Raw genomic sequence first — 16526 nt, 5'->3', positions numbered from 1 at the left:
TCTTTAAAGAGAAAAAGTTGAAAAAAAAAATATATTTATTAATTTTATTACTAGCAATCTCCACTGTAAGTATTTCTATTTACTATATTAGAGATACTCTAAAAACAATAATAGATGAAAAAGCAAAAGAAATATATCAAACAAGAAAAAAAGAGTATGAAATAATTCTTAAAAATAAAAAAAACTTTTTGAATTCTTTTGCTAAGTTTTTAAGTACTTCTCAACCTGTAATTGAAGCTTATTTAGAAAATAATCGCTCGAAAATCATTAACTTTGTAATGCCTTTATATAAAAGTTTGTACCCTAACTTAATTGAAGAAATTCATTTTTTTAAACGTCCTGCTATTAGCTTTGTAAATTTTGCAAATCTAAAAATTTATAACTTTGATGTAAGTAAAGCAAGAGCAGATATTCTATGGGTATCAACATCTTTTTCACCTTCAACTCATTTTTATATTTGTAAGTTTTATCCTGGGCTTAGAGCAACTTATACAATTATTTATAAAGATAAACTCCTAGGAAGTATTTCTTTTGGATTAAACATAAAAGTATTTAAGAAAATTTTTGAAAATATGAATGCTAAAAATGTCAGCATTTATATAAAAGATAAAAAATTAAAAGAGTTTTTACTACCTACTAAATATAAATCTTTTGTTAATCTACCTATTATTAATGGATATAGAGTTATAGGAGAGCCTTTTAATGTTTCACTTAATGAAGGTTATGAAGTAAAAGACCATTTTGTATATACTAAAATTAAAATTATTGACTTTTTCAAAAAACCAATTGGCTATATTATAATTGAAGATGATGCTTTTAAAGCTATATCAATAATAAAACAACATGCAAGAAATAAAGTAATTATTGAACTTTTAAGTTATTTATTCATTTTTGCAATTACAATTTTCTTATTTAAATGGATATTTGATAAGCTAAATGAAATGAACTCAATTTTAAAATATATAAAGTCTTATCAATTTGACAAAATTCCAAACAAAGTCAAACCAAAAGACGAATTAGATGAATTTAAAAACAACTTACTAGATGTAGCTAACGATATAAAAACTTATATCAATATATTAACCCAAAAAGTTGAAAAATACGCTACAAAAATATATAAAGATGGATTAACTGAAGCATTTAACAGAAACTTTTTAAAAGACAAAGCAAATGAAATTTTTTTAAAATCTAAACTCTCAAACACTTATATTGGCGTAATAATGCTTGATATTGATAATTTTAAACAAATAAATGATACTTATGGACATGATATAGGAGACTTAGTATTAATAAACTTAGCAAAAACAATAAACAACACAATAAGAAAAAATGATATCTTAATAAGATATGGTGGCGAAGAGTTTTTAATTATTTTACAGGACTCAAATATAGACAATATTTACAAAATAGCTGAAAAAATTCGTAAAAATATTGAAAAAATTACTATAAATATAGGAGATAAACATATAAAATTCACTATTAGTCTTGGTATAAGTAAAATCCAAGAAAATGATGAAACACTTAATGATGCTATAAAAAGAGCAGATATTAATCTATACAAAGCAAAAAAAGCTGGTAAAAATAGAGTTGAAGTCTGAAAATTTATTTTTTTATTTTTGCTAAAAGTGATATAATAAAAATATAGAAAATTTAAATTAAACTTTAAATAAATTAACCTTTTTAAATTTTATTTTTTGCTCTACAGGATAAACAGAATGAAAAAGATAGTTGTTTTAATTTTGAGTTTGTTATTTTTAAAAGCTGATACATATGTGGTTTATAAAAATCGGTCTCCTTGTATAAGTGGTGACTATTATTATAAAAAAATAAAAGATGCAATTGATGCCGCAAAAAATAATTGGAATGGGACTCCTCACACAATAAAAATATGTCCTGGAAAATATAATGAAGGAGAAATTTGGTTAGATACAACTGCATTGAACAATGCTATTATTGAATCTTCAACAAATAATAAAAATGATGTAATAATTAAAGGGAGATTCGTTATAAGAAATTGGCTTGAAGGCTTAACTTTAAAAGATATAACAATTGATAATAAATTTAATTCACCTGCTATAGATATAGAAAAAGGAGAAAATTATTCTTTCAGTAATATTGATATTACTTCTAATAATGTTGGAATTTGGGTCGATAGCACTATTCAAAATTCATTATTTAAAAATTTAGTTATTGAATCTGATGATAAGGGTATTAGGATAAACACTAATAATGCCGGAAACTACTTTGAAAATATAACAATAAATTCTGGATATGAGGGAATTTATATTAATACAGCTAATAATGAAGTTAATTTATATGATATGAATATTACAACTTCAAATGAGGCTTGTATCAATATTTATAATTCAAATGGTAATATAATTTTAGGAGTGAAAAACTTTAGCTATAATATATTGAACTGTAAAGATGAAGGTATTTTATTAAATTCAGGTTCTTCAAATCTTGATGTAAATAACACTTATTTTGATATACACACAGATAATGTAATAGCTATTGAAAAAGATACTACAAGCGGTGATTTGTCAGTAAGAAACTCAGTATTTAATCTGAATTCTTTAGCAAAAGCTATTAAGGTTAATAGTTTAAACAAAATTTATATTGAAAACAACAAATTTAATAATACAAAATATGAAGCTATTTATGCTAATACTGTTTATGATAAACTTGAAATAAACAATAACTACTTCTTATCAGATGATACTTCCAATTACGATAAAGCTATTTATATAATTAATGGAGGAGGAGTAAGTGGTAATATTCAAAATAATATTTTTCAAAATTATACATTAGCTCTTAATCTATTTGATAATTTAACATATAGTAATGGTATCAATATAATAAACAATTGCTTTTTAAATAATAATTCAAATGCTTATATTTATGATAAAAATGCAATTCTTGATAACGGAGTAAGTGGTAATTATTGGAGTGATTGGAGTGGAAACGTAGCATACGTAGTCCCTCCAATTCCTTTGTATGATAACCATCCTTTAAGCTCTTGTCCATTGACTGGAAAAGCAATTATAGAATATAAAATGGATGAATGTAGTTGGGATAATGACCCTAATACTTATGAAATAAAAAATTATGGAAGCTTAGGTAGTAATTATAATGCAACATCTCTAAATTCTGCAAATGTAACAAATGGCAAAATATGCAACGGAGGAGATATAAACTCAACATCAACACAGGATAAAGCAATATTATTAAAATCAAGCTATGACTTGCCAAGTACATACGCATTGAATGTATGGATCAAATTTCCTTTAAATACTGATGGACATAAAGATTTTAAAGTTTGTACAAATCGCTTTTTTATCTTTTGTTTGAACTATAACATTTTCAATTATTTTAATATAGCAGACAGAATTGGTAGTAATTATGATTATATATATTTTTCATATAATAAAACAAATAACACTTGGAATTTGAATGTTAGTGATGATAATGGAGGAGATTCGATAAGTTTTAACCCTCAAAACTTAAGCGGATGGCATATGTTAACATTTATTGTAACAGATAATGGAACAGATTTTTATTTAGATGGAAATTTTACAAACAGTTTTTCAACGCATCCAAATACAGGGAAACTAGGATTGCTTTTTAATAGCGATTATTACAGTAATAATGATAATGAGCCAAATGGACAATCTATTGGAAGTGATGTAGATGAATTTAAAATTTTTAATTATAAATTAAATGATTTCGAAATTAGCAACATTTATAATAATGAAAAAGTTGGTAAAAACTACGATGGCAGTATTAGAACTTGTCCAATCTGTAATACAACAAATAAATTATATAAATTTGATGCATGGGATGATTATAATTCAAGCAGAGGTATTAATGATAGACATATTTCTACAAAGATTGTTAATAAAAAGTTTTTAATTACTCTTGCTTCTTTCGATGAAAGTGGAACAAATCTTCAAGAATTCAACGGTACGGTTTGTAGCAGAATTTTAAGCAACACTTATACAGGAGAATGGATAAAAACTCTTTGGAGTGGAGAAAACGAAAAAAATGTAACCTTTACAGTTCCACAAGCAGTTAAAAATGCAAAAATTAATATCAGATGGATTGCAAACTCAAATACAAACTGTCCTCTTAGTGAATATAATGAAACAAACTCGACTGACAGCTTTGCAATAAGACCTTTAAAATTTGTAATTAAAAGTCCTCAAAATATTTATGCAGGAGAAGATTTTAATATTACATTTAATACACTTGACAACAATAATAATATTGCAAAAGATTATAACGAAAGTGTAAGCACTAGTTTTGAAGTAAATGCAAGTGAAATTAAAAACGGCTGTATTACGGGTACATTTACCCCGGACATTACTAGCAGTTGGAGCTTTAGTGATGGTAATAAAACAATAACTACAAATTATAGTGAAATTGGTGATGTAAATATTACTATAAAAGAAATAAATGGTAGTGAATTTGCCAGTGTCGATAAAGATGATACAAAAGATATCGATAGACTAATACAGCCAACAAATTTAATTATTCATTCATATCCATATGAAATAAATATAACAGATGGAAATTTGAGTGTTAGTAGTAATAATACTAATCGCTGGATTTATATTGATAGTAATTTAAGTGAGTTTAATATTAGTGCAAATGCAAAAATAAGTGTTAATAACAAAAGCCATCAAGCTCTTAAAAACTTTAATCCTTCTTGTTATGCCAAAGACATAAATATAAGTTTTTATTATTTTGTAGATAATAAAAATGGTGATATAAATTTAACATATGAAGGAAATATAACAGATAATATAAAATCCATAAATAATATCAATAAAACACTTGTATTTTTTGCAAATAATTTTAATGAAGGAGTAGCAAGTAAGAGTTATTATTTTAATATTGATAGAAATATTTCAATTCCTCTAAGCCCTGTTTTTATAAAACTCACTGATATTAATGTTTCCACTTCAAATGTTTCAAAGTATGAAAACAACTTATCACTTGAATCAAATGCTACATTTCTTTATGGGAAAATAGTTACAAATGATTATATTGTTTCAAAAAATGACTTTAATATATCAGTGCCTTTTGTTATATATGATTCAAACAATACTAACTATAAACCTTCAAATCTTGCTATAGAATATAATTGGTATTTAAACAAATGGCATAATACAAATGAAGGAAATATTACAAAAGTTTATAAAAGCAGCGATTATAAAGCTAAAAATGACAGTATAGTTTCAGTAAACATAAAAGGATTTAATAATGGTAAACTAATTTTAGATATTAATAGGACTGATAATACTAAATTTTTAGTTATTCATTTAAGCAGTAATAATAAAACTTCATATCTTTGGTATTCAAAATATGGAGATGAATATAATGACTCATTAAATAGCACTTGTAAAAATCATTATTGTATTACTATAACTTGGGAAAATACAAATAAAAAAGGTGAAGTTGGAAGTGGAGATTTCAATGGAACAGAATCCAATATTACAGACTCAAACACAACAAAAACAGGAATAAAAATATATAGATAAAAGGAAAACATTGAAAAAGGGATTAACATTAATAGAACTTATTTTTACTATTGTGATAATAGCGCTAGTTTTTACTGTTATTCCTAAAATTATATATGTTTCAAACAAGACACTTGAATTTTCAAGTAAAGAAGATGCTCTTTTTAATATGATGTCAAAAATGATGGATATAGTTTTAAAAGAGTATGATGAAGAAAATACAAAATATGATGATATTTTACTTGTAAATGATCCACCAAAAAATGTGCTTGATTGTAATGCATCAAGCGGATATAGAATAGGAGGTTTTGAAGGGAGCAGAAACTGTTTAAACAAAATTTTTGAAAGCTCAATAGGTAAGGATTCAGGTGAGCCTCCTTACGATGATATAGATGACTATAATGGCAAAGAAGAAAACACAACTTCAAATGGAAAAAAGACATATACATTAAAAATTACTGCCGGTTATACAGACGAATGGAATTCATCAAATTACTCTAGTAAAACCTTAAATTTTCAGTTTACAAATAAAAGTAACAACACAAAAACAAACATTAAAAGAATTGCAGTTACTGTTAGTAATAATGAGAAAAATATTTCAAGTATTGTATATTATTCAACAAATATAGGTCATAGTAAAATAGAAAGTGTACAATGGTAAGAAAATCTTTTACATTAATGGAAGTTATTTTAGTTTTAGTAATACTATCTTTTTTATTAATTGGTGGTTTTCAGATTATAGGAAAAATTTATGAGAGAAATTTTATAGCTAAAAAAACAAGTGAATTCGAACTTATTACTCAGCAAACACTAGATATCTTATCAGGACTTCTTTATTACAGAATACCACTGAGTGTAATAGGATATAATCCAGATAAAAAAGATTTTAAATATATAGGAAATATCGTAGAGAGTGAAGATTATCCTATTTTAGAATGGATAGGAGAAGCATATGAAGCAAAACAAGAAGCCAATTTAAGCGGTTTTGTGGATTTATATGCAAGTATTAAACCTACCATTAAAGCTAAAGATTTTAACTCTGCGTTTATTAAGACAATTTTGCAAAATAAATTTAAAAGCAAAGGTGATTTACAAAACTTAAGTGCAATAATTTTTGCTGGAAGTTTTGATAGAGGAGAAGAAAGTGTGCTTATAGATTACAATAATTCTTTTGGATGGCATGGAAATAATGCTAAATATGTTTTTCCTATTTCTTCTTATTCTCAAGATGGAAATGACTGTGATATTAATATCAGCAATGCAGATGGAAAAAGAATTTATGAGAAATTTTATTTAGCTGACAGTGCATATGCAATTTCTTTAGCAAAAGATATAAATATAAGTGCAGAATGTATCCAAAAACTTGATTTGACAGATGTAAATAGTACTCTTTTGCTTTTTTATAATTATAGACCATGGAGAGGAGAAACTTTTTGTGCAGATAAAAATGGAAATAGAGAAGGAAATGTTACAATCTTAGCAAAACATATAGATGCTTTTAGAGTCAAAGAAGTTAACTCCCATTTAGAACTAAAACTTGAAATGAAACAAAAAAAAGGTGACATAACTATAAGTGTATCCAAACAAAAGGTTGCATTTTGAGAAAAGGAATTGGTCTAATTTCAACGCTTATAATATTATTATTAGTAGCAACTCTTACGGTAATGGTCTTAAAAATTTCTTTTATTAGTATTAGCCATGTAAGTGATACATATATGAGAGAAAGAGCAGAGCTTTTTATGCAAAGTGCAATAGAAAATGCATTACTAGCAATTGAAGGGTACAAAAGAAATACAACGAATAAGTGCTTAGAAAATATGCATTTTGTAGATGAAGATGGTAGATTTGAAGCAAATGTAACTGTCCTCAAATATTATTGTTATAATTTAGATGATTGTCCTTGTGACAATGCAGTAAAAATAGAAACTGATAAATCACATGGTAATGTACTTTTAAAAGTTATAGTTAATAGTATTTCAAGCCCTAAAAATAACAATAAAAAAATTAGAATTGAAAAAATTACCTTGCAAAGGCCATAAGTGAAAAAATCTTTTACATTAATTGAGCTAATATTTGTAGTGGTAATTATTGGTGTTTTGTCATATATAGGAATGCAGTATATTCCAGATAATACTTTAAATGTTGCAACTCAGACACTTAAACAAAAAATTCTCCAAAAACGCTCTAATGCTTTAGGGTTTAAAGCCGATATGAATAATAATGAAGAAAAAACTAAAGTATGTATTACATTAACTAAAGAAGCACTAAATCAAGAAGAAAAAAATGAAAAAATTAAGTTTGACTTTTCAAAAATAGATAATATTTCTAACAATCTACCATATGAAGCAAATAATACTATTTGTTTTGATGAATTTGGCAGAGCATATAAAAAAGAAGTTGATAACACTCTCAATAATTTGTTACATGAAGCTGTTATAATTACAATACAATATAAAAACAAAGAGCAAAATATAACTATATTTCCTATAAGTGGTTATGTAAGGTGAAATAGTGGAGAAGGTTTTATATTTAACAAAAAACTATTTATATATTTACGAAAATGATAGAGTTGTTAGAAAAGAGTTTTCTAAAGACAAAGGTATAGTTACCTCAACTATTCTACTAAAAGATATTTACAATATTAATTTTAAACTGCCAAAAGATCTTAAAGAAGAAGAGTTAATTATAGAAGCTGAAAAATATGTATTCACTGAAGGTGCTCTTGATTATACAAAACAATACAAAATTAATTATATTTTTCAAGATTTGGGTGATTTTTATTTTGTTGACGCTTTTGTTGTAGAATTAGAAACACTAAAAGAAATTTTTGCTTCACATCTCAAATTATATAAATATATTGATTTTATATCTCCTGCTCCTTTAGTTTTTAAAGAGTATTATAATATTACAAATATTAAACCACAAGTTGATGTTTTTATCTATTTCAATCAAGAAGATGCATTTTTAAGCTGTTTTAAAAATGGGGAATTTGTATTTACCAAGTCTATTAATAAACTAAATGTTTTGAGTGCAAATTTAAATATTTCTGTTGAAGAGTGTATTGAACTATTAAAACAAAAAGGCTTAAATAAAGAGTTATATGAAGATGAAGATGTTTATAATAAAATTTATTCGTTTTTTAGTCAGTTTTTTATGAAAGTAAATAATATCTTAAATTATTCAATTAATTTTTATCATCTAGACAAGATAAACAAAATATATTTTTATTCTCCTTTTGAAATTAAAAATCTTTTTGAATCATATAGAGATTTTTGGAACTTAAGCGGGATTGAGTTTAAAAAATATGAAATAGAAAGTGAATATGATAGTTTTGATATAACTGCAGCATTTTTTAATGCTAAACACTACCAAGATGAAAAGATTAACTTTTCTATATTTAACAGACCTTTACCTTTTTATAAACAAGAAACTGGTAAAATCATAATTTTAATTTTGGTATTGTTTTCAATCATTGGTGCAGATACTTTTTATAGGTATAAAAAAATAAATCAAGAAGAAGTTAAATTAAAAAAACTTGAAATAGAATATAAAAGAAAACAAAAAGAATTAGAATCTGTAAAAATAGGTATTAAAAAATATCAAAAACTAATAAAAAATATTAAAGAAGAAAATCTCAAAATTCAATCCAAAATTGATTTAATAAATACAAAACTAGTTACATTATACAAAATAGTTCAAACTCCTCCTATAACTAATGAGTTTGCTGATATTATTGTTCTGCTTAAAAAACACTTTTTAAAAATTACCGAATTTTCCAAAAATAAAAATATGTTAACAGTTACGATTGTTAGTGAATACGATAATTCTAGTGAAATAGCAAAATTTATGCAAGATTTATTAAAATTTGGATTTAAAAACGTATACTCAAAACAAATTTTAAGCAAAGAAAATAAATATATATCAAAAGTGGAATTTAAAGATGAATAGAGTAGAAAAATATTTACAAGAATTAAATAAAAAAAATAAAATCTTATTATATATTTCAATAATTATTTTAGGTTTTATTATCTATTATAATTTCAATTATTCATATTTAAATGAAAAATATGAAAAATTACATTCCCAAGTTAATGCATTATATAAAAAAGTAAATATTTCTTTTTATGATTTACAAAATAAATTGAAAAATTTAAAACAAACATATAAATTACAATATCAAAAAAACAGCTCCTTACAAGAAGATTACAGATATTTAAAGGTTTTGATTAATACTTCTGAAGTCTTAACATTAAATGAAAAGAAGTTTTTTTCTATTTTAGAGACAATATTAAAGATGTCATCACAAAAAGGAATAAATAGCTCTTATGAAATAGAACAAAACAAAAAAGACTTACTCATATATAAAGTAAAAATATATGGAAATTTTGCTGTGAATAATTTTTTAAATTTTTTAGAATTTGTAAAAACAATTGAAAAAATAAAAGCTATTAAAAAAATCTCAAACTTAAAATTAGAATATAAAGACCAAGAAATAAAGTTTGATATGATTTGTGAATTTTGGAGTATTAAATGAAAAAAATAATTTTAATACTACTTTTTTTTATATATGGACATTCAGATATTATTAAAACAATAGAAATACTAAAAAAAATTGAAAAGTATCAGTATGATTTTAAAAAAATAGAAAAATACAATGCTTTTGAACCAAACACTAATTTTTTAGAATCAATTATTATAAATAACAAAACATCTCAAATTATAAAGATAAAAGCAATTTTTAACAAAAAAGTTTACATAAATAATAGTTGGTATAAAATAGGCGATACCGTAAACGGATATAAAATCATTAAAATTATTGACAACAAAATAGTATTGAAAAAAAATAATAAACTTTTAATTTTATCGCCTAAATCACAACTCATAAAGGTTACAAAATGAAAAAAATATTTTTAATATTATTTTTTGGAATTACATTATTTGCAAATGTGTGTGATAAGAAACTATTTACATTAACAATCAATCAAGCAATACCCTTAAAAAATATAATTGCTGATTTAATAAGTGAGTGTAAATTAAATTTAATTATTAAAGATAAAAAAGCAAGAGATATTTTAAATAGCAATATTGAATTTATAAACATTACTAATGGAACATTGTCAGAATTGTTAAATACAATTTTTGCAAATAAAAATCTTTTTTATTCTCTTGAAAACAAGAGAATAATAATTTCTTATTATAAAACAAAAACTTTCCAAATAGACTTTATTCCTAATACAATTTCTGGAATATCAAATATTGAATCCACCGATAATACAGTTCAAACAAATTACAAGTTTGATTTTTGGGACAATTTAAAAAGTAACCTTGTTCAAATTTTAAAAAATATTGATAACGATTATAAAGAACCAGTAATTGATAAAAATTCAGGATTAATTACAGTCACTGGAAATAAACCTCAGCTTGAAGAAATTTCAAAATACATTAATGACTTAAAAAATAGGCTTCACAAAGAAGTACTAATTGATGTAAAAATTTACAGTGTAGAACTTAGTAAATCTCATCAAACAGGAATAAACTGGTCAAAACTTTCAATCAGTCTTAATGATTCAAGCACTCCACTAAGAGCTAAAAACATTATAGGCTCCAATTCTATTTTTAGCTCATCAACTTTTAACGTTGCAGGTTTGCTTAATTTTTTGGCACAAAACGGCAATGTAAATTCAATTTCAAATCCTAAAATTGTGACACTTAACAATCAAAAAGCAATTATTAGTGTAGGAGATACAATTTATTATAAATATGCATCAAATGTAACTACTGATCAAAATGGAAATCCTACAACAGAATATACTATTGATTCAAAATTTGTTGGAGTACTTTTGGATATTACTCCTCAGATAAGCGATAATGGAGAAATTATTTTAAGTATAAATCCTAGAATCAGCGCTTTTAAAGACCCAACACAGCTTAGTAATCCTAATAGAGACATGCCACCTGATACAAAAGACAATACTATGATAAGTGTTGTTAAATTAAAAAATAACGAAACACTAGTACTTGGAGGGCTTATTACAGATGATAAAATGCTTCAGGTAAACGGAGTTCCTATTTTAAAAGAAATTCCTTTAATAAAATATCTTTTTTCTTCAAAAGAAAAAGTCAGTACTAAAAAAGAACTTGTATTTGTAATTACCCCAAGAATAATAGATTTAAATAAAAATGCAACTTTAAAAGATTATGGATTTAAAAAACTCCCTAGTTTAGAGGAAATAAATGTTAAGTAGTTTAATAAATGAATTTAGAGATAAAATTGATATAAATGATTTTTTTGTATATCTAAACTTTGAAATTATTAAAGAGCATATTTTATCTTCCAAATCAAATATTATTTTTATATTAGGAGAACCTGGAAGCGGAAAAAGTTTTATGCTTCATTTCCTAAAAGAAAAATTTCCAGAAAAATATATTTTAATAAAGGAACCTTTTTTTAGTAAAGAAGAGTTCTTACAAAAAGCTAAGTTGCAAGAAAATGAAATTATCTCAAAAAAAATATTAATAGACGAAGCTCAACTTTTAAGCCAAGAAATGATTGAATTTTTAAGGATTCTTAGTGACAAAGGAAATCAAATAATACTTAGTATGCATAAAAAAGAAGGAGAAAAAATAGTTAATTTACCTCAATTTTCTTCAAGATACACGGAAAAAATTTTTATGAAAAATTTAAGTTTTGAAGATTTTGAAAAATTTGTTTCTACCAAGTTTATTAAACATAATAGATATGATTTAATAAATAAAAAAATATTAAAAAAAATTTATAGATATACAAAAGGGAATTTTAGACTTTCTAAAAAATTTATATTTACTGCTCTGATTTTGCTTAACTATTCACTAAAAAATTCTCTTAAATATAATAGAATTGATAATTGTATTATTGAAATGACTGCAATAGAATTAGGACTGATAAAATGACATTTTTAGAACTTGAAAAAAAATGTAAAAAACGAAGATTAAAAAAGGTTATTGTATTTATTTTATTATTAGTAATAAGTGGAGGAAGTTTATTTTTTATTCTAAACAACCAATCAAAACAAACTAAACCAATAATTAAAAAATTAAAACCTGAACTTAAACCTGAAGAGACAAAGTTAAAACCAAAGGTTGAAAAAAAAGAACCGGTTAAAGAAAATGAAAATATATTAACTCCTTTGATTGATTTAAATATAATTCAGACGGATATAATAAAAAAAGAGAAGCCAAAAGAAATCAAAAAAACAGTTAAAAAAACAAAAGAAGAAAACAAGTCTCAAAAAGTTTTGCTAAAAACAGAAATTTTACCTTCTTTTGAAACATGTATAAAAATGGCTGAAAAATACTACCAAAAAGGAGAATACAAAGAAGCTATAAAATGGGCAAAAAATGCAAATATACAAAATAAAAAAAACCCTCTTTCTTGGATAATAACTGCAAAAGCTTTATATAAACTTGGCAAAAAAGAAGAAGCAATAAAGATATTAAAAATATATAATACTTATAATTCTTCAAAAGATATTGAAGAATTACTAAGGAAATACAAAAATGAAAAATAAAATATTTCTTTTATTATTTCCTTTGTTATTAAAAGCTTCAATTATTGATGATTATTTAAAAGGAAACTATTCACAAATATGTAACATAAATAATGTAATCTCCAATAAAAATGAAAAAATTTTAAGTATTATAGGCACATCTTGTGTTAAAAGTGATAAATTATATCTTTTATCACTGATTATTAATAAATTAAAAGACACTCCTATAGGTAGAAAAAACTCTATATATTTTTCTATAATTTTTACACAAAAAAAATTACTTTACGCATTTTTATTTGATAATTATTCATTGAAAAACTTTAATTTCCCAAAAACAGATTATATTTTATCAGACGTATTTGAATCTATAAAAAATAAAAAATTTATTTTAAAAGGAGATATATACATTATAAATTTAAAAAATAAAACTATTTATTTTTATAAGCAGGGTGATAGGATGTATATTGATGAATATAAAGATGAAAAATTAATAAAAAGGCACTGGTTTCGATGATTAGACAAAAAGTTAGACTCGGGGACTTATTAATAGAAGAAGGAATTATTACTCAAGAAGAGCTTCAAAAATCCTTAGAAGTTCAAAAAGAGTATAAAGAAAAATCAGAATATAAAAAACTTGGTGAAATATTGATTGAGCTTGGCTTTGCAACAGAAAAACAAATTCTTGAAGCTCTCTCAAAACAGCTTGGATTTCCTTTTGTGGATTTATATGGAGAAAATATAGATTATGATTTAATGTCTTCTTTTCCTTTAAATCTAATAGAAAAACACAAAGTTTTACCTTTTAAAAAAGATAACGAATTTGTACACGTTGCAACTGCAGACCCACTTGATTATGATTCTCTTGACTTGATAGAAAGATTTTCTCCAAAACCAATAAAAGTTTATATTGCATTAAGTAAAGATATAAAAAATATTATTGAAAGACTTAAAATTATTATATCAACTTCAGAACTTATTCAAAAAGTCAAAAAAGAATTAAAAGAAGGGGGAAGTGAAAATATAAGTGCAATTGACGAGCTTTTAGATCTTATTCTTCAAACATCAATTAACCAAAGAGCAACAGATGTACATATTGAACCACTCAGATACAATTTCTCAGTAAGATCAAGGGTTGATGGAGTTTTAAGAGAAATTTTTTCTTTTGAAAAAGACATTTATTTTCCACTTGTTTCAAAAATAAAATTACTAGCTAATATGGATATTTCTGAAAAAAGAAAACCACAAGATGGAAGATTTACAAAAAACTACAATAATTATATATATGATTTTAGGGTTTCTACAACACCAACTCTTCATGGTGAAAGTGTAGTCTTAAGAATTCTTGATCAACAAAAAATCCTATTAAGACTTACAGAACTTGGAATGAGTGAATATAATCTAAAAAGATTTGAAAAACTAATTCACTCTCCTTATGGAATAGTTTTTGTAACAGGACCTACAGGAAGTGGTAAAACAACAACTTTATATGCCGCACTTAACGAAATCAAAAGCGTAGATAGAAAAATTATAACGGTTGAAGATCCGGTAGAATATGAAATTCCCTTAATTCAACAAATTCCAGTAAATTACAAAATAGGTGTTACTTTTGCAGTATCACTTAGAAGTATTCTAAGACAAGACCCTGATATTATAATGATAGGAGAAGTTAGAGACTCTGAAACTCTCTCTGCTTCAATTCAAGCAGCCCTTACAGGACATTTGGTATTAGCAACACTCCATACAAACGATGCCCCAAGTGTAATTACTAGAATGATACAAATGGGAGCCGAACATTATATGATAGCTGATACATTAATTGGTGTAGTAGCACAAAGACTTGTCAGAAAAATTTGTCCATATTGCAAAATAGAATATCATCCGCTTAAAGAAGAATTTGAATTAATAAAACCATTTTTAAAAGATGAAATTAAATTTTATAAAGGCAAAGGTTGTAAAGAGTGTGATTTTACAGGATATATTGGGAGAGAAATGGTTAGTGAAGTTTTAGTAACAAATGATAAAATTTCACATTTGATTGCTACTGAAAAAGACAAACTTGCAATTGTAAATGCAGCAAAAGAATATGGTTTTGTTACAATGATAGAGGATGGAATAAATAAAATCAAAGAAGGTATCACAACACTTGAAGAAATTTTAAGGGTAATAAAAATTGATGTACTTTAAAATTGAATATATCCAAGAAGGAAAATTAAAAACAACAATAATAAAAGCATCAAGTATTGTTGAGGCTATTTCAATTTTTAGAAACAAAAGAATAGGCATATTAAAAAATATAGAAGAAGTTAAAAAAACTTCTTTTTTAGAGGAATTAGATAAACGTTTTTCTATTTATAAAATTGATTTACAAGAATTTGTATCTGTACTTGAACAAATATATGTAATGCTTGATGCAGGAATAAGTATTGATTTAGTTTTAAACAATATAGGCGAAAATATAAAAAACAAAAAACTAAAAGAGATTTTTAAAAGTGTATTTAATGATGTTAAAGCTGGTCTTAGCCTTTATGAAGCATTTAAAAAATATGAAAAAGACTTAGGAAAACTAACACTGTCTATGATAAAGCTTGGAGAAGAAACAGGTGATTTAGCAAATGCAATTAAAGACCTTTCAACAATCCTTCAAGAAATTCTGGATAATAGAAAAAGACTTAAAAAAGCAACAAGATATCCCCTTTTTATTATATTTGCAATGTCTATAGCATTTATTATAGTTATTTTATTTGTAATACCTCCTTTTAAAACAATATTTGTTCAATTAAATACAGAATTACCTCTTCCGACAAGATTTTTATTATGGATAGAAGCGGCTATTCAAAATTATGGTATATATATTTTAACATTTGCTTTTATTATTTTTGGAATTATTTTATATCTATATAATAAAAGTGAAAATATAAGGCTTAAACTTGATAAATTAATATTAAAAGTATATATTGTAGGACAAGTAATCAAACTTGCAATGATAGGAAGGTTTATATATGTGTTTGAAAGACTTTTGAGCTCTGGAATTCCTATCTTGGATGCTGTTGATATGGCCTTGAATATTGTAGATAATGAATATATAAAAAAACGTCTCTTATTAATTAAAAATTCTATTCAAACTGGTGGAAGCATAACTCAAGGCTTTAAAGACAGTAAGCTTTTTGAAAATATGATTATTCAAATGGTAAGTGCTGGTGAAGAATCTGGTGCTCTAGTTTTAATGTTACAAAAAGTAAGTAAATATTACCTTGATAAATATAGATATATTGTAGATAATATAGCTATACTTATCGAACCAATACTTATTGCAGCAATTGCTGGATTTGTAATGACTTTAGCCCTTGGAATATTTCTTCCTATGTGGAATCTTACAGAATCTATTCAATAGGAGTCTATATGAATATAGAAACTGGAAGTATAGTAACTGCAATTATTAGTACAATAATTTTAGCATTTGCTTTGTGGATTATACATA

The 16526-nt window shown here is 24.6% G+C and carries 15 protein-coding genes; all 15 read left to right on the top strand.

The genetic code is table 11. From position 1 onward, the window contains the following. The first annotated feature begins 17 nt into the window (after nucleotides 1-17). The 15 genes from ACYQ1U_RS07410 (at nucleotide 18) to ACYQ1U_RS07340 (ending at nucleotide 16439) form a co-directional block, all read left to right on the top strand. Complete coding sequence (locus tag ACYQ1U_RS07410) at nucleotides 18-1598, top strand: GGDEF domain-containing protein (protein WP_459886111.1); 1581 nt, start codon at nucleotides 18-20, stop codon at nucleotides 1596-1598. Between the two features lie 117 nt (nucleotides 1599-1715). Next, a complete protein-coding gene (locus ACYQ1U_RS07405) occupies nucleotides 1716-5543 on the top strand; it encodes a hypothetical protein (RefSeq protein ID WP_459886108.1) in 3828 nt (1275 codons plus the stop codon). Nucleotides 5544-5553: 10 nt separating this feature from the next. Next, nucleotides 5554-6183 (top strand): type II secretion system protein, encoded by a 630-nt coding sequence (locus tag ACYQ1U_RS07400; RefSeq protein WP_459886105.1) that lies wholly within the window; start codon nucleotides 5554-5556, stop codon nucleotides 6181-6183. Further along, entirely contained in the window at nucleotides 6177-7124 is a 948-nt protein-coding gene (locus ACYQ1U_RS07395) for a type II secretion system protein (RefSeq protein WP_459886102.1), read from the top strand. Before ACYQ1U_RS07400 ends, ACYQ1U_RS07395 begins: the two co-directional genes overlap by 7 nt. Beyond that, nucleotides 7121-7561: a hypothetical protein gene (locus tag ACYQ1U_RS07390; protein WP_459886099.1), complete on the top strand. Its 441-nt coding sequence runs from the start codon at nucleotides 7121-7123 to the stop codon at nucleotides 7559-7561. Before ACYQ1U_RS07395 ends, ACYQ1U_RS07390 begins: the two co-directional genes overlap by 4 nt. After that, complete coding sequence (locus tag ACYQ1U_RS07385; RefSeq protein ID WP_459886097.1) at nucleotides 7562-8029, top strand: pilus assembly FimT family protein; 468 nt, start codon at nucleotides 7562-7564, stop codon at nucleotides 8027-8029. It begins immediately after the preceding gene. A gap of 4 nt (nucleotides 8030-8033) precedes the next feature. Beyond that, complete coding sequence (locus tag ACYQ1U_RS07380) at nucleotides 8034-9470, top strand: hypothetical protein (RefSeq protein WP_459886095.1); 1437 nt, start codon at nucleotides 8034-8036, stop codon at nucleotides 9468-9470. After that, entirely contained in the window at nucleotides 9463-10056 is a 594-nt protein-coding gene (locus tag ACYQ1U_RS07375; RefSeq protein WP_459886092.1) for a hypothetical protein, read from the top strand. The genes ACYQ1U_RS07380 and ACYQ1U_RS07375 overlap by 8 nt, the downstream gene beginning before the upstream one ends. After that, a complete protein-coding gene (locus ACYQ1U_RS07370) occupies nucleotides 10053-10421 on the top strand; it encodes a hypothetical protein (protein WP_459886089.1) in 369 nt (122 codons plus the stop codon). The genes ACYQ1U_RS07375 and ACYQ1U_RS07370 overlap by 4 nt, the downstream gene beginning before the upstream one ends. After that, entirely contained in the window at nucleotides 10418-11767 is a 1350-nt protein-coding gene (locus ACYQ1U_RS07365; RefSeq protein ID WP_459886087.1) for a type II secretion system protein GspD, read from the top strand. The genes ACYQ1U_RS07370 and ACYQ1U_RS07365 overlap by 4 nt, the downstream gene beginning before the upstream one ends. Continuing rightward, on the top strand, nucleotides 11757-12452 hold the full coding sequence (locus tag ACYQ1U_RS07360; protein WP_459886084.1) for a hypothetical protein: 696 nt from the start codon (nucleotides 11757-11759) through the stop codon (nucleotides 12450-12452). Before ACYQ1U_RS07365 ends, ACYQ1U_RS07360 begins: the two co-directional genes overlap by 11 nt. Further along, nucleotides 12449-13069 (top strand): CDC27 family protein, encoded by a 621-nt coding sequence (locus ACYQ1U_RS07355; RefSeq protein WP_459886081.1) that lies wholly within the window; start codon nucleotides 12449-12451, stop codon nucleotides 13067-13069. The genes ACYQ1U_RS07360 and ACYQ1U_RS07355 overlap by 4 nt, the downstream gene beginning before the upstream one ends. After that, entirely contained in the window at nucleotides 13059-13562 is a 504-nt protein-coding gene (locus ACYQ1U_RS07350; RefSeq protein WP_459886078.1) for a hypothetical protein, read from the top strand. Before ACYQ1U_RS07355 ends, ACYQ1U_RS07350 begins: the two co-directional genes overlap by 11 nt. Next, the gene (locus tag ACYQ1U_RS07345) at nucleotides 13559-15232 is read left to right on the top strand and encodes a GspE/PulE family protein (protein ID WP_459886075.1); all 1674 of its coding nucleotides are present in this window, start codon (nucleotides 13559-13561) and stop codon (nucleotides 15230-15232) included. The genes ACYQ1U_RS07350 and ACYQ1U_RS07345 overlap by 4 nt, the downstream gene beginning before the upstream one ends. After that, nucleotides 15222-16439, top strand: coding sequence for a type II secretion system F family protein (locus tag ACYQ1U_RS07340; protein WP_459886073.1), 1218 nt, complete (start codon nucleotides 15222-15224; stop codon nucleotides 16437-16439). The genes ACYQ1U_RS07345 and ACYQ1U_RS07340 overlap by 11 nt, the downstream gene beginning before the upstream one ends. The last annotated feature ends 87 nt before the right edge of the window (nucleotides 16440-16526 follow it).

It is taken from the genome of Caminibacter profundus, assembly GCF_054657155.1.
This window is presented reverse-complemented; position numbering and strand designations above follow the sequence as displayed.

Excerpts from the sequence above, each read along its gene's own strand:
- ACYQ1U_RS07395 (WP_459886102.1), top strand. The coding sequence starts at position 6,177 with ATGGTAAGAAAATCTTTTACATTAATGGAAGTTATTTTAGTTTTAGTA.
- ACYQ1U_RS07345 (WP_459886075.1), top strand. The coding sequence starts at position 13,559 with ATGATTAGACAAAAAGTTAGACTCGGGGACTTATTAATAGAAGAAGGA.
- ACYQ1U_RS07370 (WP_459886089.1), top strand. The coding sequence starts at position 10,053 with ATGAAAAAAATAATTTTAATACTACTTTTTTTTATATATGGACATTCA.
- ACYQ1U_RS07375 (WP_459886092.1), top strand. The coding sequence starts at position 9,463 with ATGAATAGAGTAGAAAAATATTTACAAGAATTAAATAAAAAAAATAAA.
- ACYQ1U_RS07360 (WP_459886084.1), top strand. The coding sequence starts at position 11,757 with ATGTTAAGTAGTTTAATAAATGAATTTAGAGATAAAATTGATATAAAT.
- ACYQ1U_RS07340 (WP_459886073.1), top strand. The coding sequence starts at position 15,222 with ATGTACTTTAAAATTGAATATATCCAAGAAGGAAAATTAAAAACAACA.
- ACYQ1U_RS07365 (WP_459886087.1), top strand. The coding sequence starts at position 10,418 with ATGAAAAAAATATTTTTAATATTATTTTTTGGAATTACATTATTTGCA.
- ACYQ1U_RS07355 (WP_459886081.1), top strand. The coding sequence starts at position 12,449 with ATGACATTTTTAGAACTTGAAAAAAAATGTAAAAAACGAAGATTAAAA.
- ACYQ1U_RS07350 (WP_459886078.1), top strand. The coding sequence starts at position 13,059 with ATGAAAAATAAAATATTTCTTTTATTATTTCCTTTGTTATTAAAAGCT.
- ACYQ1U_RS07405 (WP_459886108.1), top strand. The coding sequence starts at position 1,716 with ATGAAAAAGATAGTTGTTTTAATTTTGAGTTTGTTATTTTTAAAAGCT.